The sequence below is a fragment of the Virgibacillus litoralis genome (genome assembly GCF_017873675.1).
GTDB lineage: Bacteria > Bacillota > Bacilli > Bacillales > Amphibacillaceae > Lentibacillus > Lentibacillus litoralis.
The window spans coordinates 1-20446 of record NZ_JAGGKK010000019.1 but is presented as its reverse complement, the minus strand read 5'-3'; the positions used below and the strand labels follow the sequence as shown (position 1 = coordinate 20446).

Annotated in this window: 20 protein-coding genes; 15 read left to right on the top strand and 5 right to left on the bottom strand. The window is 38.2% G+C overall.

Features of this window, described 5'->3' with window-relative positions:
- Positions 1 to 129 precede the first annotated feature (129 nt).
- On the top strand, positions 130 to 918 hold the full coding sequence (locus J2Z82_RS15275) for an HAD family hydrolase (protein ID WP_209481621.1): 789 nt from the start codon (positions 130 to 132) through the stop codon (positions 916 to 918).
- Positions 919 to 1364: 446 nt separating this feature from the next.
- Here the strand turns inward: J2Z82_RS15275 and J2Z82_RS15270 are convergent, their stop codons facing one another.
- The 3 genes from J2Z82_RS15270 to J2Z82_RS19430 form a co-directional block, all read right to left on the bottom strand.
- A complete protein-coding gene (locus tag J2Z82_RS15270; protein WP_209481620.1) occupies positions 1365 to 2504 on the bottom strand; it encodes a conserved virulence factor C family protein in 1140 nt (379 codons plus the stop codon).
- 355 nt (positions 2505 to 2859) lie between these two features.
- Positions 2860 to 4980, bottom strand: a complete 2121-nt coding sequence (locus J2Z82_RS15265) for an MMPL family transporter (protein WP_209481619.1) — start codon at positions 4978 to 4980, stop codon at positions 2860 to 2862.
- Positions 4981 to 5325: 345 nt separating this feature from the next.
- Positions 5326 to 5667: a TetR/AcrR family transcriptional regulator gene (locus tag J2Z82_RS19430; RefSeq protein ID WP_245251739.1), complete on the bottom strand. Its 342-nt coding sequence runs from the start codon at positions 5665 to 5667 to the stop codon at positions 5326 to 5328.
- A 111-nt stretch (positions 5668 to 5778) separates the two neighbouring features.
- Between J2Z82_RS19430 and cypC the strand changes: the two genes are divergently transcribed.
- The 5 genes from cypC (at position 5779) to J2Z82_RS15235 (ending at position 10362) form a co-directional block, all read left to right on the top strand.
- Complete coding sequence (gene cypC / locus J2Z82_RS15255; RefSeq protein ID WP_209481618.1) at positions 5779 to 7026, top strand: CYP152 family fatty-acid peroxygenase CypC; 1248 nt, start codon at positions 5779 to 5781, stop codon at positions 7024 to 7026.
- A 110-nt stretch (positions 7027 to 7136) separates the two neighbouring features.
- Positions 7137 to 8549 (top strand): LysM peptidoglycan-binding domain-containing protein, encoded by a 1413-nt coding sequence (locus J2Z82_RS15250; protein ID WP_209481617.1) that lies wholly within the window; start codon positions 7137 to 7139, stop codon positions 8547 to 8549.
- 192 nt (positions 8550 to 8741) lie between these two features.
- Positions 8742 to 9155, top strand: coding sequence for a VOC family protein (locus J2Z82_RS15245; RefSeq protein ID WP_209481616.1), 414 nt, complete (start codon positions 8742 to 8744; stop codon positions 9153 to 9155).
- A gap of 161 nt (positions 9156 to 9316) precedes the next feature.
- Positions 9317 to 9682, top strand: coding sequence for a VOC family protein (locus J2Z82_RS15240; protein WP_209481615.1), 366 nt, complete (start codon positions 9317 to 9319; stop codon positions 9680 to 9682).
- A gap of 194 nt (positions 9683 to 9876) precedes the next feature.
- Positions 9877 to 10362, top strand: a complete 486-nt coding sequence (locus J2Z82_RS15235) for a GNAT family N-acetyltransferase (protein WP_209481614.1) — start codon at positions 9877 to 9879, stop codon at positions 10360 to 10362.
- A 70-nt stretch (positions 10363 to 10432) separates the two neighbouring features.
- Here J2Z82_RS15235 and J2Z82_RS15230 read toward each other — a convergent pair whose 3' ends face one another.
- The gene (locus tag J2Z82_RS15230; RefSeq protein ID WP_209481613.1) at positions 10433 to 10870 is read right to left on the bottom strand and encodes a YaiI/YqxD family protein; all 438 of its coding nucleotides are present in this window, start codon (positions 10868 to 10870) and stop codon (positions 10433 to 10435) included.
- A gap of 519 nt (positions 10871 to 11389) precedes the next feature.
- Between J2Z82_RS15230 and J2Z82_RS15225 the strand changes: the two genes are divergently transcribed.
- The 7 genes from J2Z82_RS15225 to J2Z82_RS15195 all read left to right on the top strand — a co-directional run bounded on the left by J2Z82_RS15225 (position 11390) and on the right by J2Z82_RS15195 (position 16588).
- The gene (locus J2Z82_RS15225) at positions 11390 to 11752 is read left to right on the top strand and encodes a PadR family transcriptional regulator (RefSeq protein ID WP_209481612.1); all 363 of its coding nucleotides are present in this window, start codon (positions 11390 to 11392) and stop codon (positions 11750 to 11752) included.
- Positions 11739 to 12752, top strand: a complete 1014-nt coding sequence (locus J2Z82_RS15220; protein ID WP_209481611.1) for an HAAS signaling domain-containing protein — start codon at positions 11739 to 11741, stop codon at positions 12750 to 12752. The genes J2Z82_RS15225 and J2Z82_RS15220 overlap by 14 nt, the downstream gene beginning before the upstream one ends.
- 209 nt (positions 12753 to 12961) lie before the next feature.
- Positions 12962 to 13336: a GntR family transcriptional regulator gene (locus J2Z82_RS15215; RefSeq protein WP_209481610.1), complete on the top strand. Its 375-nt coding sequence runs from the start codon at positions 12962 to 12964 to the stop codon at positions 13334 to 13336.
- Positions 13333 to 14235, top strand: a complete 903-nt coding sequence (locus tag J2Z82_RS15210) for an ATP-binding cassette domain-containing protein (protein WP_209481609.1) — start codon at positions 13333 to 13335, stop codon at positions 14233 to 14235. The genes J2Z82_RS15215 and J2Z82_RS15210 overlap by 4 nt, the downstream gene beginning before the upstream one ends.
- On the top strand, positions 14213 to 14959 hold the full coding sequence (locus J2Z82_RS15205) for a hypothetical protein (protein WP_209481608.1): 747 nt from the start codon (positions 14213 to 14215) through the stop codon (positions 14957 to 14959). The genes J2Z82_RS15210 and J2Z82_RS15205 overlap by 23 nt, the downstream gene beginning before the upstream one ends.
- Positions 14956 to 15666 (top strand): hypothetical protein, encoded by a 711-nt coding sequence (locus J2Z82_RS15200; protein ID WP_209481607.1) that lies wholly within the window; start codon positions 14956 to 14958, stop codon positions 15664 to 15666. The genes J2Z82_RS15205 and J2Z82_RS15200 overlap by 4 nt, the downstream gene beginning before the upstream one ends.
- A 97-nt stretch (positions 15667 to 15763) precedes the next feature.
- Positions 15764 to 16588: an STAS domain-containing protein gene (locus J2Z82_RS15195; protein WP_209481606.1), complete on the top strand. Its 825-nt coding sequence runs from the start codon at positions 15764 to 15766 to the stop codon at positions 16586 to 16588.
- A gap of 211 nt (positions 16589 to 16799) precedes the next feature.
- On the opposite strand, the gene J2Z82_RS15190 is transcribed toward J2Z82_RS15195, so the two are convergent.
- Positions 16800 to 17180 carry a carboxymuconolactone decarboxylase family protein gene (locus J2Z82_RS15190; RefSeq protein WP_092505414.1) on the bottom strand — a complete coding sequence of 127 codons (381 nt, stop codon included), beginning with the start codon at positions 17178 to 17180 and terminating at the stop codon, positions 16800 to 16802.
- A 389-nt stretch (positions 17181 to 17569) separates the two neighbouring features.
- On the opposite strand from J2Z82_RS15190, the gene J2Z82_RS15185 reads away from it, so the two are divergent.
- Together J2Z82_RS15185 and J2Z82_RS15180 are read left to right on the top strand one after the other, a co-directional pair.
- Positions 17570 to 19111 carry a BCCT family transporter gene (locus tag J2Z82_RS15185; RefSeq protein WP_209481605.1) on the top strand — a complete coding sequence of 514 codons (1542 nt, stop codon included), beginning with the start codon at positions 17570 to 17572 and terminating at the stop codon, positions 19109 to 19111.
- A 117-nt stretch (positions 19112 to 19228) separates the two neighbouring features.
- Complete coding sequence (locus J2Z82_RS15180) at positions 19229 to 20047, top strand: squalene/phytoene synthase family protein (RefSeq protein ID WP_209481604.1); 819 nt, start codon at positions 19229 to 19231, stop codon at positions 20045 to 20047.
- Positions 20048 to 20446 lie beyond the last annotated feature (399 nt).

Genomic DNA, 20446 nt, shown 5'->3' with positions numbered 1-20446 from the left:
CTACAAGCATCGACGGTTTATATCATGTTTACACTCCTCCCTCAATTCTTCATCAAATCATTACACACAGTTAATGTACACTTTACATTTAGGTGATATGTTTGATATGTAATAGGAGGGAGGAAAAAAATGAATATACGTGCATTGTTCATTGATATGGATGGAACATTGCTGACGTCATCAAATGAGATTTCACAACGCAATGCGGAAACGATCAACAGATTGACAAATCAGGGTGTTAAAGTTTTTTTGGCGACAGGGCGTCATTATGAGATCACAGCACCATACCATAGTCTGCTTGGCTTGAAAGCACCGATGATCTGCCTGAATGGTGCTTCTATTCATGATGGATTCAGTGGAAGGGTTGCCCAGATGAATCCGGTTGTGCTAGATAAGGCGCATTTTCATCGTGTAACGAATGAAATTCCGTGCAATATCACTGTGCACACAACCGACGGTCTCTATTGCAACAAGACGTGCAAGGAGGTTGATGAGTGGATCAGGGAAGGTAAGGTTCCGCCAAGGTATATCGGCGACTTACGGTATGTAGATTACCGGAACGTGCTGAAATACAGTGTCAGGACAGGCTGCCATGGTTCGCATATGTCACATTTATTTAGTGATGCAGCGGATGTAATTAACTGGAAAGACGGGTTTGAGTTAGTTGCCCCGGGTGTTTCTAAATGGGCTGCCATTCAAGTGCTTATTAGAGCGTTTGGCATTAATCCGGAAGAAACAGCAGCCATCGGTGACGGCCCGAACGATATCCAAATGCTGCGTTATGCCGGAATCAGCGCCGCAATGGCAAATGCTGACCAAGAAGTGAAAGCGGCCGCAGATGTTATAACTGGTCATCATGAACAGGATGGTCTGGCTGAATTTATTGAAAAATACCTCGTTCAGTCATTTGCTGTCTGAGGTGTAACTGAACTAAAAAAGGATGAACGTGAAGAAATCGTTTATCAGATGATCATTCCCATATAGGTGGCCCTCTTTGTACAACCTTCAATCATTCTCCCCAAACCGAACCACATCGATCTAATCGTCATGCTTTAAATTCCATATTGCTAATTATCATACCTCCTTTGTTAAGTTAACAGGCGCTATTGTTGAATAACGAAAGGCTAATTTATCAGTAAAACAATGATAATTTAGCATGCCTTTATCTTCCAAAGCGTTATGCCATTGGTAAATGCGGTAGCAACAAATGGTAAATTCTGTGGTGGTCGATGGTAAAAAACATGACAGTAGTAGTACATTCTTCTGGCCGTAATCAACAGCCAGCTCCGACGTACAGAACATACTAGTGCCGGTGACGCCACAGGACGTGGCGTACTCACCGGCAAGGCAATTGTTTAACTAGATTATTTCTGTTTCGTGGCTTGAGTCATCTGGTGCCAAATAGATCCTTTGGCTTCTTCCCCGCCTTCAATTCTGGCCAGTGCCATCTTAACTTGCATGCGAACTTCAAATTCCGGGTCCTCCAAGGCTTCCTTTAATGCAGGTATGGCAGTTTCGTCACCAACTTCATATAAATACATAGCTGCACGCCAGCGGACAATGCGGCTTTTATCCGTTAGTGATTTGATCATTTCTGGGATTGCATCCTTAAATCCTAAGTCTGACAAACAATCACCGGCAGTGCGTCGTACGTTTACTGCTTTATCTTGGAGTGCTTTATATAAATATGGAAGTACTTCAGGTTCTTCAATCATACCCAAGTATGCTGCTGCAAGACGACGGACAGATGCCTTTTCATCATCAAGTGCTTTATCTAACACAGGAAGGTCATCAACAATGGGGTCCATCCTGTCCAGTGCGGCATAACGCTCCTTCCAGTTTGGCTTATCAAGCATATCGAGTGTAACCTTTTTTCGTGGAGCTGACTTTTGATCACTGGCTGTTTCATCTGCCTTAGCGAGTTTAACTAGCTCTGCTATTCGCTTGGAATCATAGCTTGCTTCTATTTCGTCAACAACATCCTGACCAATTTCCTCCACATCGCCATAACGTGGGCTTTGTTCTACCCACTTTCTTTCCATTAACATATTTTCAGAAGCGACAGATGCTTCCATTGTGGCGTTCATAAATCGTTCAGGGAGCCCAAAGCGGTGCTCATTGTCCCCTTCTTCCAGTTTCACTTGCATTGGGATGTACCGGAATTTCTGGATAAAAACTTTTACTTCCCCAAAATTCTCATCGCTTGATGCAGCTTCGTCTGTTAAACTATCTGAATTCTCTTCAGAAGATCCTAATACGGTACGAACTTCCGGCAAAATTTCCTCCCATGGAACGCGCGGATTGCGCTCAAGTGCGATAAAATCGATGACACGGTAAAGGCCTTTGACTCCGTTTACAGTAAACAGTTTCTGTACATAATCAGGAGCATGGGTGACGTCGTCAGTCAGTTTATAATTTTCTGTTTGTCCATCAGTTAACTGTTCGTCCACGTTTATTTTCATAGAATAAGGGCTTGGTGTTGGTTCAATTGATACAATCTTCATTATGATTCCCCCTCGACAGATTATCCTATGCTGATTCTAACAAAGATCAATTGGATTATCCATTCGATTGAAAAGGCTTTGGTATAAATTAAAATCAAAATTAGTCGAAGTGAATCCTCATTCCGTTATTTAGCAGAAAAGGTGCTCTCGGAGGGCGAGACGGATCCTCGTTCCGCTAAAAGCAGAAAATCAGTCAAATTTGAGGCAAAAATGACAAATAGCGGAATGAGGATTCATCCCCATGCATAAAATGATGATTTTTAAGGAAATAACGGAACGAGGATCCGCCGAACAGCCGAAGTGAATCCTCACTCTGTTAAATCATGCAAATCACACATGATAATTGTTCATTTTACTAATTAGAGCTATCTTTAACCGATTCAGTTGGTTTATCTTTTTCAAACAAAACAAGTAATCCTGGCATTAACACGCCTCGTATCAGGAAGGTATCGAGTAGAATTCCTACGGCCACGATGAACCCGAACACAAATAATAATTGGATCGGCTGTGTCATCAGCACGGCAAAAGTGGCTGCTAAGATTAGCCCGGCAGATGAAATAACGCCACCTGTATTGGCAACAGCAATTTCTACCGCTTTTTTGACAGGGTGATGTTTTCTTTCCTCCATAAATCGCGAAACAAGAATAATATTATAATCAATTCCCAACGCGACCAGGAATACAAAGGAATAGAGTGGAACCCTGTTACTAATCGTACCGATATCAAAGAATAAGCTGCTTAGAAAGACGCCTAAGCCTAACGCTGCAACAAACGACACTAAGATAGTTCCCATCATGTAAATAGGCATCTTAATTGATCTCGTTAAAAAGATTAACATGATAAAGATCAGAAGTGTTTCTAACAGAACAATTACGAGCAGATCTCGGTTATTGATGGAACGGTCATCCACGGATGAAGCTGTTTCACCTGCAAAATACAGCTCGCCGCTAAGATTGCTTTCATCCAGAATTTGCACGGAATCATTTCGGATTTCTTCTAATGCATCCATTGTTTCTACTGAATATGGATTTTTTTCAAAGGTCATGCTGTAGGAAATAACTGACTCATTGTCAGCGGTACCGTTGACTCGAACATTATTCACGAGTGGCTGTTCTGTCAGGTTTTCCGCTAGTTCTTTTCTGCTGTCCTCAGAAATAGTGTTCTCTGTTTCAAATAAGACAGTCGTTGGTGCCAAGTCACCAGCCTGAAACTTTTCTTCGAGGATTTCATAACCTTCTCTGGAAGGCATATCTTCAGGGAAAGACTTTAATGTATTAAACTCATATTCTATATTAAAAATATTACTTGCTGAAACAAGCAGAATGATACTAATAGCTGCGACTGAAATAATTGGCTTTCTTGTAACAATCCGACCAACCTTGCTCCAAAGGGAACTTGATTTTACTTGTGAATCTCCAACTCGTGGAATTACTGGCCAGAAAGACTTTCTTCCAAAAATAGCAAATAATGCTGGAACAAGTGTGACAGAAGCAAGCATGACAATAAAGATTGTTGTGCCAAAGGTTGGTGCAAAGTTTTTATAATCACCAAACTCAGCGAAGAAAAGGATTAGCATGGCTGCTAAAACGGTAGCCCCAGAGTAAAACACAGGTATACCGGTTCCTCGCATTGCCAGTTTCATTGCGTCCTGTTTATTCTCATGACTCTTCAGTTCCTCTCGGTATCGTGAGAAAACAAATAACGAATAATCGATAACCGCTGCAAACAGGAGAATTGTCATTATCGAAAGTGACTGGGAAGTCATGATTAATCCAGCTTTCCCCATTAGACCTAACGTTTGCATGACGACTTCATAGACAAATGCTGTTGCTAATAATGGAATTAATGCAAGCAATGGTGAACGATAGATTACAACCAACAATACTAAAATAATTCCAACAGTTGATAAAATAAGAACAATATCCGCCCTGGAAAATAAGTCATTTGTATCTGTTGCAATTCCTGCCGGCCCTGTTACATATAGACTCATATCCGTATTTTGCTCTGTCAACGTATAGATCGTATCTAATGATGATTTAATTTCCGTAGTTTCCAAGGAGCCATCAAAAGTCAGCGGTATTAATGCAGTAGTTCCGTCATCAGAAAAAAAGCTTTCAGCTGCTTGAGGCGGTAATTCAGATAGTGGAACGATTTCCTTTACGCCTTTAATGTCTTCTTCCTTGATAGTTGATAAGAACTCTCCAAGCACAGATTGCTCAACTTCACCTTCACTTGTCTGAAAAACCAGTAAGGCAGGCGTGCCATCACTGTCATCAAAGTATTTATCAACCTTTTCCTGAGCAATAATAGACTGAGCATCATCGGGAAGGGTTTGAATACTCGATACTTCATAATCCTTTGCGCTAGGAGCAAATACTGCTAATAACATAGCTGAAATGAGCCAAACTCCAACAGTAATCCACATTCCCTTTTTAGTGCTAACGCGGTCTGTAACATAGTGTATAAATGTTTTCATGCTTTATTTCTCCCTTTTTAACAAGAATAAAGTAACGCTTGTGTCACTTTTGATAATAAAAAAAAACGACAGTAAAGTACTCTTATTATAATCAACAAGACAAGAACGTCAATTACTTATCTGTGAACATTCCATGACTTATTAATTCTTTAATAGATCTAACCCACTCCGTTTGAGGGATTTCGGAATGATTAGGGATATCAACCGATTGAAAAATAAAACCTAAAATTAATTCGTCTTTTATGGATGGATTTAACAATTGTTCTTTTCGACCTTGCTGGATAAAGCTCTGAAGAACGGAATACATTTCCTGATGAAGTTTTTCTAAATGTACTTTCTTTACTCTTATGTTTTCACTGATGGTTGCAGTGATCTGGTATGAAAACCCAAGTACCTGATGTATTTTATGTGTTTAAACATCAGTTTAATTAGAAAATCAAATTGTGAATCGAAGCGATCATAATTGTTGATCTCTTTCAACTCAGCTAAAAATCGGTTCATTTCAAAAATCATGTAATCCATAATTAGCTCTTCTTTATTTTCATAATACTTGTATAATGCACCTCTGGATACCTTTAACTCATCAGCTAACAGACTAAAGGTGAACCCTTCATAGCCATTATTCAAAAGTATATGTTTTGCAGCATTGTATAATGTCTTGTCGGAAAATTTCCGTTCGCGCGCCATATGATCACCTCAGGTTTAATTATACCTAAAAACGATATAGGAATAAATTTATTATTTTAAAGAAAAATAGCATCTATAGGTACGACTAAGTTAAGGGAGGAGAATAGGCAGATGGCAATTCCACGTGAAAAAGGCTTGGATAATAGCTTGGCCCTACTAATGGAAGGGTATAAATATATCCCAAATAGACGAACCAGTTTCCAATCGGATATTTTTGAGACACGTTTGATGGGTGGCCAAAAAGTAATTTGTATAGGTGGAAAAGAAGCGGCAGAGGTGTTCTATGATAATGAAAAATTTCGCAGACAAGGGGCAGCTCCAAAGCGAATCCAAAAAACATTATTGGGTGAAAATGGTGTGCAAACACTTGATGGAGCGGGACATAAACATCGGAAAAAATTATTTATGTCGTTAATGACACCGGAGCGCATAAATGATCTTATCGGAATAACTAGTAACCAATGGCAAATTGCTATTGAAAACTGGGAGCAAAAAAAAGAGGTTGTGCTGTTCGATGCTGCAAGGGAAATTATGTGTCGCATCGCTTGTGAATGGGCTGGCGTACCATTGTGGGCGAAGGAATTACAACAGCGGACGACTGACCTTTCAGCAATGATTGACGCATTTGGAGCCGTTGGACCCAGACATTGGCGAGGAAGGCAAGCACGGAAAAGGTCTGAGCAGTGGATTCGAGGGATTATACAACAGGTTCGGCAAGGCCAGTTAATGCCCCATGAGGATACAGCCTTATATGCAATGTCATGGCACAGTAATTTGGATGGAAAACTGATGAACATAGAAATGGCAGCTGTAGAGTTACTCAACATATTGAGACCAATAGTGGCGATAGCACGATATGTAACATTTGGTGCATTAGCAATGTATAATTATCCCGAGTCAAAAGCCAATTTGCAGACAGATAGTGAGGAATACAGCCAGATGTTTGTACAGGAGGTCCGCCGTTTTTATCCATTTGGTCCATTTTTAGGGGCGAAAGTACGCAGTGATTTTAATTGGAATGGTTATAACTTCACGAATGGAACCCTTGTGTTACTTGATATTTATGGAACGAATCATGATCCGTATTTATGGGAGGAGCCTGAAAATTTCAAACCAGAGCGGTTCAAAGATTGGCAAGGCAGTCCTTTTAGTTTTATTCCGCAAGGTGGAGGAGAATATGATATTGGACATCGCTGTGCCGGTGAGTGGGTAACGATTGAAGTAATGAAAGTAAGCTTGAATTTTTTGGCAAACCGAATTGATTATCAGGTTCCGAAGCAAAATTTACACTTTAGTTTGGTAAGAATGCCGCCAATACCTAAGAGCAGGTTTGTAATTCGAAAAGTTAAACAAAAGTAATCACTATTTAAATCATAAAATTACTTGATTTTTACCCCAGTTTGTTACTAGGACAATCATCTGATGAATACGATGGTATGTAGTAATGCAAACAAATTGGGGGAGAGAAAATGCAAATTCATGTGGTTGAACGTGGTGATTCACTTTGGCAGATAGCCCGCAGCTATGGTTCAAAAATAAAACAAATTGAATTACTTAATCAATTGGATGATCCTAATACACTTGTAGTAGGGCAGTCACTTATTATCCCTGATCCGAACCGTGAGTATGTTATTAATGCTGGTGATAATTTATGGGCGATTGCAAATATGTTTGATGTGTCCGTTCAGGAACTGGCGAAGGTTAATAATATCACGAATCCTTCACTAATTTATGTTGGCCAAATGCTGGAGCTTCCTTATTTTCCTCACATTGTAAAAGCTGGTGAATACATCTGGTCAATTGCCGAACGCTATGGTGTAACTGCTGAGGAAATCATTCAAACAAATAATTTGGGAGATCCGGGGTTAATCTTTCCGGGACAAACGTTACGTATTCCGGTCGCTGATAAGCCGGTGGCTGAAGTGAACGCTTATACCACCCAGTTAAATGAACAGGGTGGACAGGAAGTTCTAGCCTTAGGAAGATACTTTACCTATCTTTCACCATTTACCTACAGTATTACAGCTGATGGAACACTCATTGAATTACAGGATCAAATCGTTTTGGAGGTGGCAAAATCGACTAATGTGTCCCCGCTTTTAGTACTGACAAACATTACAGGTGATGGATTTGATTCAGATGTGGTAGCCAATATCCTTCGTAATCCAGGTTTGCAAGATACATTGATTACTAATCTGTTAGAAAAAATGAATGCCAAAGGTTATCGAGGAGTAAACTTTGATTTTGAATATATTTATCCAGAAAATCGGGAGAATTATAATAACTTTTTACGACGTGTAGTGTTACGGTTACATCCAGCAGGGTATCTGGTCTTCACAGCATTGGCACCAAAGGATACAGCTGATCAAGAGGGATTGCTTTATGAAGCTCACGATTATGCTGCCCATGGGGAAATTGTCGATTTTGTCATCGTAATGACCTATGAATGGGGATGGGCCGGTGGCAGACCGTGGGCGATTGCCCCAATTAATGAAGTGCGTGAGGTGCTGGATTATGCGGTAACGGTAATTCCTCGTGAAAAAATTCTAATGGGAGTTCCCTTATATGGACGTGATTGGGAGATTCCGTGGGTGGAAGGTACGATTGCCACAACAGTAAGTCCAAAAGAAGCAATTCAGTTGGCAGAAGAATATGGTGCAGCTATTCAATATGATGAAACATATCAATCTCCTTATTTTACCTATGTTGACGAGACTGGACAAAAACACGAAGTATGGTTTGAGGACGCACGTAGTGTTCAGGCTAAATACGACACCATTAAGGAATATGGCCTTGCGGGACCCAGTTATTGGGTGCTGGGAAGCGAATTCCCACAAAATTGGGCAGTTTTGCAGGATAACTTTGCTGTTAGGAAGTTGTAGATATATAGTTTAAGAAAAACCTTTGAATGGGAGCATCACTTTTCAAGGGTTTTTTGGCAGTTGAGAAAGCAAAACTGGCCGTAATAAGAATCTCTTTAATGATAAATTTTCTAAATAAATTATAGAAGGAATTTACTAAAATTTGTTGAATAAATAATAGGGATATTAACTTATTTATCAGGAGGAATGTAAATGAGCGGGAGTCTAATGAGAGTCGGAACATCATATTTTCCAGTACAGGATATTGAATTGGCAGCCGAATGGTATGTAAACATTGGTGCAGTACTTAATTATCAAGATAAGGAAAAGGCGATACTAGATTTAGCTAATCAAAGTATCTTCCTAGTTAAGTCTAGCGAAAAACAAAGTGCTAACTTTTACGATATTGGTGGCAAGGAACATTTCTCACTTACATTTGAAGTTAATGGAATGAATGCACTAACATCATTACATAGGGAATTTAAGAAAAAAGGAATAAAAGTAGGTGAAATAGAAGATAGGGGTCATGCTGGTAAGAACTTTGTTTTTCAAGACTTGGACGGAAATATGTTTGATGTATGGAGTGAATTAAGTCCCATATTTAAAGAGAAATATAGGATTAATTAGAAAACTTGGCATTTGTAAAGGGAGGAATTCTTAGCGTATTTTGCCTTTCATAGAACCCGTTATACTCTGGAGTTCAAGCCTTAAGGCGAATTGCCATAGTTGCACTTATGCAGTAAGAAAGGATTTATAAATTCTTAACTGCCTAAAAAGGAGGAGCTTTAATGAAAAGTCCAATAAAAAACAAGATTAATCTAGTATTTATACCAGTAAGGGATATTGAAAAAGCGAAGGAATGGTATTCAAAAATGTTAGGTATTGAGGATGGTGATGTGATGTTTGAGCATCTATTTGTAGCCAAAATGGATGGAGTTGGGATGATTCTGGATACGATGCCAATGTGGCGGGATGAGAATGGTGAAATTGCTACTTTAAATGTCCCTGTTATTCAGTTTGGTACAGATGATATTCATGCATCGTATCAGTTTATGAAGGATAATGATGTCGAACTAGTCACGGAAATTGAGCATGACCATTTCTTTGTGTTTAAGGACCCCGATGGTAATAAGTTAATGGTATGTCAGGATTAAGCAGTTAGTATCGGCCAGAATTAAATCGATTCTGGTCGAATGTGTCTCCTCTTTTTTACCCCCTCTGTGTGAGAAATTACCAATGAAATTCTGACAAATTCAAATTACGAACGATGGGAACGAATAGAAACCTTATGCTAAACTAGAAAACAAGAAAATAAATCAGATAACAATCAAGAAGGGACAAGCATAGTATGGATATTATGAAGAAAGAGGATTGGGAACAGGTTCGGGATATTTTTATAGAGGGTATTAATACGGGCAATGCGACGTTTGAAACGAAGGCACCAACGTGGGAAGAATGGGATAGAGGTCATTTTTCAGTGTCCAGACTTGTCGCCCGGGAAGGAAAAGATGTAATCGGGTGGGCCGCATTAAGTCCAATTTCTACAAGAGAAGCACATTCAGGTGTTGGTGAGGTTAGTATTTATATTAGTGAACGCAGCATCGGTAAAGGGATTGGAACTAAGCTCATGGAAGAATTAATTGTCTCGAGTGAAACGAACGGTTTTTGGACATTACAAACAAATATTTTTCCTGAAAATGAAACAAGTATTAAGTTACATAAAAAGTTTGGGTTTATCGAGGTAGGAGTTCGAAAACGTCTTGGGAAATTAAATGGAGTATGGCGGGATGTGATGCTCCTTGAACGACGCAGCAGTGTGGTCGGGAACGACTGACATAATCATTTAGCACCAAAATAAATCCGACAAAGATTGATAAAAATCGGGATGGGATAGGCATCCCACCCTATTTTAGCTTCTTCTGGAGCAGATGGCTGAATTTTTTTTCGTCTTCGGTGGTGTATGCTTTTGGGCCTTTTGTTCGCTTACCGCTTTTGCGGGCCATGGCGCTTGCATAACGCGTTTGCAATAGCTGATCGATATTGTCATTTGAGTATTCAAATCCCTTATGGTGAAGGACAGTACATCCTTTTGCAAGACCAAGCGATGCGAGGCCATAATCTTGGGTGATGATCATATCATTCTTTTGTGCTAGCCTCATAATTCGGTAATCCGCAGCTTCTGCGCCAGTATCAACATATATTGTTTTGACGCCAGGTTGTTCATCATCATGTGAAAAGTGAGCAAAGCTTTTCACAAGAATCACTTCTATATTATGATCTGAAGCAATTGATATAATGGTTTCTTTGACAGGGCAAGCATCCGCATCAACGTATATTTTCATCGAATTCTCTCCTAAACGTTTTATGTTCGCAGTTACGAATAAGTACAACTATAAGACTTGGACTCAAGAGCATAAGGGGTTCTAAGAAACAAAATACTTATTCATAAGAATCCTTTAACGATTGCCAAGTTTTTTAAGAATTGATAGTGATGATAATAACAGCATAGCAGTTTGTCAAATTATTAACCACCTTGTGTGGATAACGGGTTCCGTTTCTTATCAACTTAAATCGAAGAATGATTGGATAGGATCCGTGAAATCAATGGGGAACCAAACCTGTTTAGTGATTAAATACACTTAGATAAATAGAAGAAAAATCTCAGTTATTGAACTGAGATTTTTTATTGTTAAACAAATACAGGGCAATTAGTTATACCAGCTGCATCTTATAGGATTTTGTGTTAGGTATAAGAACCGTTCTTGTTTTTAATTGGAAAGCAAATGTTTTTTTAATTATATTAATGTTAACTTTACAATAGTGTATGTCATACAGTATAATAAAAAGCGGGAGCTGATAGCATGAGTGATGCAAAAGAACACATTGATAAATTAATGCAGGAGCTGCGACGAGGCACGACTACGATTGGAGTGCTAAGCCAGCTTTGGGAACCTCAGTATGGCTATTCCTTAGTTTCTAAATTAGCGGATAACGATATTCATGTTGAGGCTGGCACGCTATATCCGCTTCTTAGAAGGCTGGAGAAGCAAGGGTTATTGGAAAGCAAGTGGGACACAAATGAAACCAGACCACGTAAGTATTATTTATTAAGCGAAACAGGTAAAGAAGTATACGATTTGTTATGTGTTGAATGGAAAAGTATTGTGACAAGTTTGGATCGTCTAATTGATCCAAAAGGAGGCGAAAGTAATGGAAATGATTGAACGGTATATTTATGCGGTCACTCAAAAATTACCACAATCGCAAAGAGCTGACATTGCTAAGGAACTTCGCAGTTTAATTCAAGATATGTTGGATGAACGTGTTGTAGACAGGGAAGCAAACGACCAGGATGTAGAAGAAGTACTGCTGGATCTTGGTAGTCCTAAGCAATTAGCGCAAAGATACCGAGGAGTTAACAAATATTTAATAGGGCCTGAGTTTTACGATTCATATATATCATTATTGAAGATCGTATCATTATCAATTGTGGTAGCTATGGGTGTTATTTTTGCTATACAATTTATTTTCGATCCCACTGGATTCTTCGATTATCTTGGCGGTTTTATCGCTTCATTGGTCACAGTAATTCCTCAAGGGTTTGCTTGGGTTACGGTTGGATTTATTTGTATTGAATATTTTGGAGGTGTAAAGGCAGAAGATATTAAACTAGGTAAAGAATGGAGGCCTAGTGAAATTCCACCTATTCCAGAGACGAAGCGGCAAATTAAACGAAGCGAACCGATTGTTAGTATCATATTTTACGTAATAGTAATTATGATGTTTCTTTTTTCAAATAGGTTTTTCGGTATCTTTGTTTTCGAAGTTGACCAGGATGGTAGATTTTCGACAGTCGTACCATTTTTAAATGAAGCAACATTCTCAAATTACTTACCATTTATCATTTTAGTTTTAGGATTATCCATATTTAAAGAGGCTTTAAAGCTAATTTCAGGGAAATGGACGTTTAATCTTGTATTGTATTCGACGTTCATTAATGCTATTACATTTGTAGTGGTATCCATTATGATAATGAGTCAATCATTTTGGAATCCTGATTTTATGTTTGACCTTGTACAGGCGGGAGTTATAACAGAAGATAATGAAGCATATGGCACTATTAGTAAAATCTGGGATACTGCTACATTAGTGATCCTGGCCACCTTTATCATTGGGCTGATTTGGGATTCAGTGAATGGTTTTATTAAGGTCCGAAAACAGTAGAATGCTGCAAAAATCCTCTATAAATGAATAGAGGATTTTTTGGTAGATAAGAAAATACTATCTAACTGCATAAGTGCAACAAGAAAGCAAAGTACGCTTCGCTAAAATTTCTTTAACATAGCTATGTTTTCTTATATTGATTTATTTTGAAGAGTGTAATATACTACATTACATAACTAATGCACTGACCTACATAAAGGAGGGCAAGCTTGATGATCAATACGGATGGTACTAAACCAATATACATACAGATTTCTGAGTGGATTGAGACGGAAATATTGAATGGTAATTTTGAAAAAGACAAGAAAGTACATTCCCAATACAAGCTTGCTGAAATGTTCAATATTAACCCAGCTACTGCAGCAAAAGGGTTAAATATATTATTTGAACAAGAAATCCTATATAACAAACGAGGGTTAGGTAAATTTGTTTCAACTGATGCACGAAGAATCATCCTGGATAAACGAAAAAACCAGACATTAAAAGGCCTCATACAAGAGGTTGTGCTTGAGTCTGAACGATTAGATGTAAGCGAAGAAGAAGTAATAGAGATGATTAAATTAGTTAAGGGGGATGCGAAGTGAAGGTTGTTGAATGTAATGAATTGACTAAAGAGCACGGGCAGCGAAAAGCTTTAAGTAATTTATCTGTGACGATTGAAGAAAACAAGATTACAGGCTTGATAGGGAGGAACGGTTCTGGAAAGACAACTCTTCTAAAAATCTTGGCAGGGTTCTGGGCTGAATCATCTGGGCAAGTGAATGTATTTTCAAACAGACCTTTTAATAGCCTCTTCGTTTCAGCTAACACCGTTTTCGTTGATGATCAAATGAACTTCCCTACAGCATTAACATTAAAAGAAATCCTCGAGCAAGCTAGCAAGTTCTATGAAAAGTGGGATATGGATCTGGCACTTCGACTTTTTGATTATTTTTCATTTGATTCCAAGCAGATTCATAACAACCTGTCAAAAGGTAATCGGAGCACTTTCAATATGATTATCGGATTAGCATCCAGGTGCGCGTTGACAATTTTTGATGAACCGACTACAGGAATGGATGCAGCGGTTCGGAAAGACTTTTATCGTGCATTATTGAAGGATTATCTGGCACACCCGCGTTCCATTATTATTTCAAGTCATTATCTTGATGAACTTGAAGTCGTTTTGGAGGATGTATTACTTATTGAGGAGGGTTCGAATCTTCTTCACATGCCGATTGAGGAACTGAAGGAATATGCAATTGGATTGAGTGGAAGCTCAGATCAAATCGATGGATGGATATCTGACATAGATGTTGTGCATACAAATACGGTTGGATTAGACAGTAAATATGCAGCAGTGAAGAACGATTTCACGGGCGAGGCCTTGGAGCAAATTAAACGTAGCGGTGTGCAAGTGTCTTCCGTATCCCCAGGTGATTTGTGTGTATATCTGACCCAAACGACGACGGGAGGAATAGATGATGTCTTTGACAGATCCTAGTTTGGCGGTAGTAGTGAGGAAACAAATACAGTTTAAAATGAAGTCTTGTATTGGGATGTTTAGTACATTAATTGTTTTGCAGCTTATTGCACTTGTTTTTTCGTTTGGCGGAACTGGTATGATGGGTGGAACAAGGTCTTCATTGGAATACGAAATGAACTATTATTCAGCGGATATTATTCTTGTGTTTACCATGTTATGGGCATTTATAAACGCTATTCTAATAAAAACAAAAGATTATCGGGAGGATGACTTTGTATTTGTAACTAATAGAGTTAGCAGCAATTTATCTAATATTGTATTATTGTTAATAGTAAGTATTGTTGGCGCAATTACAGCCATGTTATCCAGCTATTTATTAAGAATAGGTATTTATTTCTTTAGCGATAATAAGGAGATAATTTATACGGAAGTTGAATTCCTGGAACTGCTCACAGGTATCATTGCAGCGGGTTTATTCATCTTTTTATTTAGTGGTCTTGGTTATATTATCGGGACATTGGTACAACTCAATAAGACATTTGCTTTCATCATTCCTGTTGTATTTCTTGGATTTATTTTTTTAGTTGAGATGAGTTCAGAAGTTCATTTGCTATTGGAAATAGGTAAGTTTTACTTTAATGAAGAATCGTTTTGGCTACTCACTTCTAAGACAATCATGACTTCCGGGTTACTTTTTACTGCGGCGATGCTGGTTTCAAATCGATTGGAGGTTAAACAATGAATATCATAGCTTCTCTCATTCCAATCATTATATTACTGGTTGTAGTAGTTTCTGTTTTCCTAGTAGTTTTTAAAGTTAAAAGAATACCGATGAAAACGAATAAATATAGCTATGTTAATAGAGTCAAATTGATGTTTGGAGGATATATGGCTCTGTTAATTATCTCTGTAGGAATTTTTTATATGCTTCCTATTGATTCGGATGCAGTGACTGAAGGAGCTGACATAGTCAAGGAGGAATCTCTTTATAATAGAGCTGAAAATGGAATGATTGAGACCGTTGATCGTTCTTATAGAAAACAAACATGGGAATTTACCATTGAAGGAAATGAAATAAATTTAAGAGCTCCAAATAATAGAATGTCCATATATGTGGAGGTTAAAAAAGAAATGAACAATAAAGTGAAAACTGCATTCTATCAATCTCCAGTTGTTATCGATGGCATCGATTTAACTGATCGCATGAATGTTCCACATATAACTTTCTCATCAGACAATATGACAGTAACTGAACCGAAGTCTGTTGAGATAAAATACACTGCATTCAAGGAATCGTTTGTAACTAGACAGGTTACTGGTGAACGCTGGATAGGGGATAGGTCGCTAGGCTTGAATGAGCAATTATTATACATACAGATTCCTTATGATATTGATTTAAACTATGATCCGGGTGTTTTTGTTAAGTTTGTTGGTGAAGGAGGAGGTTAATAGCTCTCAGTTTATAGGTTAAATAGTACTTCCTGCTATTTTCCAGTATAATAGGGTAAAGATAACTATTTGGACTTAGAATAAAGGTGGTTTTGGGATGGCAGATAATAGTATCCAGCAAGAGGTAATGTTCATTGGAACGAAAATAGATGAGTTAAAGTATGATATTGCTAAAAAAATGGCTCGGAATGAAAATGTAGATGAACAAGCGATGAATGTACGATTGGAATTTCTGCGAATGGTTGTAGATGCATTTAAGTCAGAGGAAAATGTAATGGATCAAGTTACAACTTTCGGGAGAAAAACAGGAGAGCTGGCGATTGAATATGGTGCCAAGATGGAGGAGTCATTAAAGGCTACTTCTCATATGAGGACAACTATATGGAATTCCATTAAAGGTATCCTATTAGAAAAGGATTTCTCTCTAGAAACTGCATTTGAAGTGGCGGATATCGTCAATCCTTTACTGGATCAGGCTGTTTATGCGTTTAGTACAGCCTATATTGAGTCATATAGGGAACGCATTGAAAAAGCGCATGAAGACTTTATGAAACTTTCTGCACCAGTTGTGCCGCTGATTGATAGTGTGGCGGTACTTCCGATCATAGGCGGAGTTAGCACGGAGCGAGCGGAACAATTGATGAATAAAGCATTAAGTGAATCAAATAAAATGGATCTTTCACATTTATTTATCGATCTTTCGGGAGTTCCCCTTGTTGATACAACGGTTGCTTATAATATTTACAAAATTATTCAGTCACTTGAAATGGTTGGTGTTGAAACAGTTATAGCTGGAATTCGCCCCGAGGTAGCACACACAATGGTTAGCTTAGGTATTGATTTTCGGAAGATTGAAACGTACAGTTCTTTACAGCAAGCCTTATCAAGGCATAAAGTTTTCTCAGCAGCTAAGAAAGCATAAACACTTTCTTAGCAGATAAGAAAGTATAAATATTTTTTTACTGCATAAGTGCAACTAAGGCTTATCTATATTAAGGCTTGGCGATAAGCCTAGTTTTCTAATGAAAGTTTAACTAAGGCATATCTATATTACCATTACTATGTATAAGGGATTCTTAGAAAGCAAAATACGCTTACATAAGAATCCTTTTAACGATGAGGGTTATCTAACCTTAATGGTTCGTTTTTTCTGAATAATAATCATAGGTATCCATAGCTAAGGTTACACCTTGAGAAAAAGCGGCGCCTCCGCCTAAGGCAGCACTAATCGCGATGGTCTCCATAATTTCATCTTCGGAACATCCATGTTGAACAGCACCTTTCGTATGGTACATAATACAGTATTCATCCTGTGCATAAATACTAATCCCAAGTGCCATTAGTTGTTTTTCTTTTTTTTCAATTGCCCCTTCTTCAAAACATGATTCTGTGAAATCAAAATATCCTTGTGTCATTTTTGGTAATTTTTTTTGAAGGCGGCTACTTCCTTGTTTGTAATCTAAAATAGATTGATCAAAATAATTAGCAAAGTCATCTTCTGAATGTATATCCATGATATTTCACTCCATTACTGTATTTAGGTCCATTAAGTATTTTTTATTAAAGGCTGGGGAAACATACATGGTATTAGTTGGTACTAATCAATCATTCATTAATTGTTCAATAAACAGTTGACGAATTATCCAGGCAAAACTATAATACAAAACTATGTAAGATAAAATTTTGAGCAAGCTGATGGTTGTAAGGTAGTATAAATGATTTTCAACAGGTGATCACTTTCCATCCATCGGTCTGTAATGACTAGGTTGTGTTTTTGCAGTAAAAAGAGTATCAATACTTTCTTACTGCATAACTGCAGGCTTTCGACACTAAGGCTTGGCGATAAACCAAGATTTCTAATGATGTTATAGACACTTGCTCCTAAAAAATTAGGAGGAGAAGCGTGCAAGAAAACAAGAAAGTTAAAACAGATTGGACAGTATTTGCAGTAAGTGGCGGATTCTTAATTTTATTTATTATTTTATCCTTCATTGATAGTGAGATGGTTGGAAACTGGATAAATAAATTATTTGGTTATTCCGCAGATTTATTTGGTGCTTATTGGCAGCTATTATTATTTGGTAACTTTATAATTGGGATATTTTTAGCTTTCTCAAGATATGGAAAGGTTCGATTGGGTAATCTTGATAAGCCTAAATATAGTTATTACCGCTGGGTTGCTATGATTTTAGTTACATTGCTGGCAAGTGGTGGTATTTTCTGGGCTGCGGCCGAGCCAATGTATCATTATATGGCTGAACCTCCATTATTTGGAGGTGGTGAATTTTCTAATATTCCGGGTGCTTTTGCGCAAGCATTTTTCCATTGGGGATTTGCTGCCTGGGCAATTCTTGGAACACTGGCTACTATTGTAATGATGTATGTTCATTACACGAAAGGCTACCCAATGCGCCCAAGATCATTATTATATCCTATTTTTGGAGAGAAGATATTCCACAAAAGTATACTTGGGTCAACGGCTGATATTTTCTCGATTATAGCAACAGCAGCCGGAACTTTAGGGCCACTTGGTTTTCTTGGTTTACAAATTTCATATGGGCTTAATCATCTATTTAACGTTCCGAACACAGTAACAACAAGTATTATGGTGGTTATTGTTCTTGCTATAATTGCAGCAATTTCTGCGGCAACCGGAGTAGACAGAGGAATTCTTCTATTAAGCCGTGTAAATGTTGGAATGACAATTGTATTAGGAGCGATTGTACTTCTTATTGGACCAACTTTGTTTATAATTGATGCGTTCGTTGGAGGAATGGGCTTTCAGCTGCAAAACTTCTTTACGATGAGTTTTTACCGCGGTGATGATGCATGGCTTGGGTTATGGACTATATTTTTCTGGGGCTGGTTTATCGGTTATGGTCCAATGCTTATTATATTTATTAGTCGCATTTCTCGCGGGAGAACAATACGGGATTTAATTATTGCAGTGTCCATTGTTGCTCCGCTTGTTACGAATTTCTGGTTCTCGGTTGTTGGTGGAACAGGAGTATTTTTCGAAATAGAGAACCCCGGATCGGTCTCAGGTGCCTTAAATGAAGCGGGTATGCCTGCTGCGGTTATGGCAATCATGGATCAATTGCCAATGGGAACCGTTATGGCAGTTCTATTCCTGATAATATCGGTCATATTTGTTGCAACTACAACAGATACGATGTCGTATACAATAGCTGTAACCTTGACAGGAAATGACCACCCTGATCGCTGGCTGCGGGTTTTCTGGGCACTAATCTTTGGTGGTACAACAATGGTAATTTTAACAATTGGTGAAGGAAGTATAACGGCGATTCAAAATTCAATTGTTATAACCGCCGTGCCAGTGTCGATTTTATTACTACCCCCATTGTGGACAGCTCCGAGAATAGCTAGGAAAATGGCGCTTAAACAGGGACTTATTTGGGAAAGGCCGAGAAGGAAGTCTAACTAAATCAATAATTGGAAATGGAGTACTTAATCGGTACTCCATTTTTTGGTTACAAAAGTAAATTTATATAAATAACGCCTGTTTTTTGTTATACTTAGATTATCAAGGGAGGCGTCACGGGTGAGTGAATCGAGGAAGTTACAAAAAGAAGCAATGCACATGCTAAAGCTAACGAGCAGAACTTTTTACATACCAATTAGTTTGCTCAAACCGAACCTGAAAAAAACTGTTGCTTCCGCATATTTATGTATGCGGGCGGTTGATGAAATTGAGGATCATGAAGAATTGGATTCGGAAACAAAGCAACGATTACTTCGGTCTACCAGTGAACTTTTGAAGAGCGATTTTGATCAACAAGCATACCGTGAATTGTTAAAAGCCTATGAATCGCTTTTGCCTGAAGTGACGTTACGTTTAGGTGATTGGATATCTATTTGTCCACCTGATATTGTGGAAGAAGTAAAAAAATCTACAGGTATTATGGCAGATGGAATGGCAAAATGGGCAGAAAAGGATTGGCATATAAAGACTAAAGAGGATCTGGATGATTATACATATTACGTGGCTGGGCTAGTTGGTGTCATGCTTTCTGATATTTGGAGATGGTATGATGGTACCGAAACTGATTATGACTTGGCAATAGGGTATGGTCGTGGCTTGCAAGCCGTAAATATTTTAAGAAACCAGGGTGAGGACAGCGAACGCGGTGTGAATTTTGTTCCAAATGGCTGGAATAGAGATGACATGTTTCAATATACCGAAAACAATCTCGCCAAGGCTGATGAATATATGAAGGATATTCATACGCGGAATATTCAGCTGTTTTGTCAAATCCCACTAGCATTAGCTAAAAGAACTGTTAAAGCATTAAAAGAAGGACGGGAAAAGATATCCCGAAATGAAGTGGAAACAATTGTAGAAGATATTAGAAACGATTAAATGGAAGTCACTATTCTAAGGGATGGTGACTTTTTAGTAGTTTACCAGTGGTCTATTTGAAGAGCAGATGAAAGTAAGTGACCGTTTGAATAACGGGTTCTATTTTGGGAGGGAAAAATGCTAATAACATTAGAAGATTAGCCCCTAATGTTGAAGAATCCACTTATTAACGGAATGAGGATCCGGTTTACTGTTTTGGCGGATCCTCATTCCGTTATTTCCTTAAAAACCCTCATTTAAAGCTTGGGTTCGGATTCTCTGGACTTCTGTCAAGAAAGTAGACACCTAAATAACGAAACAGTTCTGGCATTGTTTTTGTGCAGTAGGCGGTTCTTCACTTTTTAAAATCATAGATGATAAAGTGGATGCATCAAGCCCAAACCGCTTGACCCCTCCACT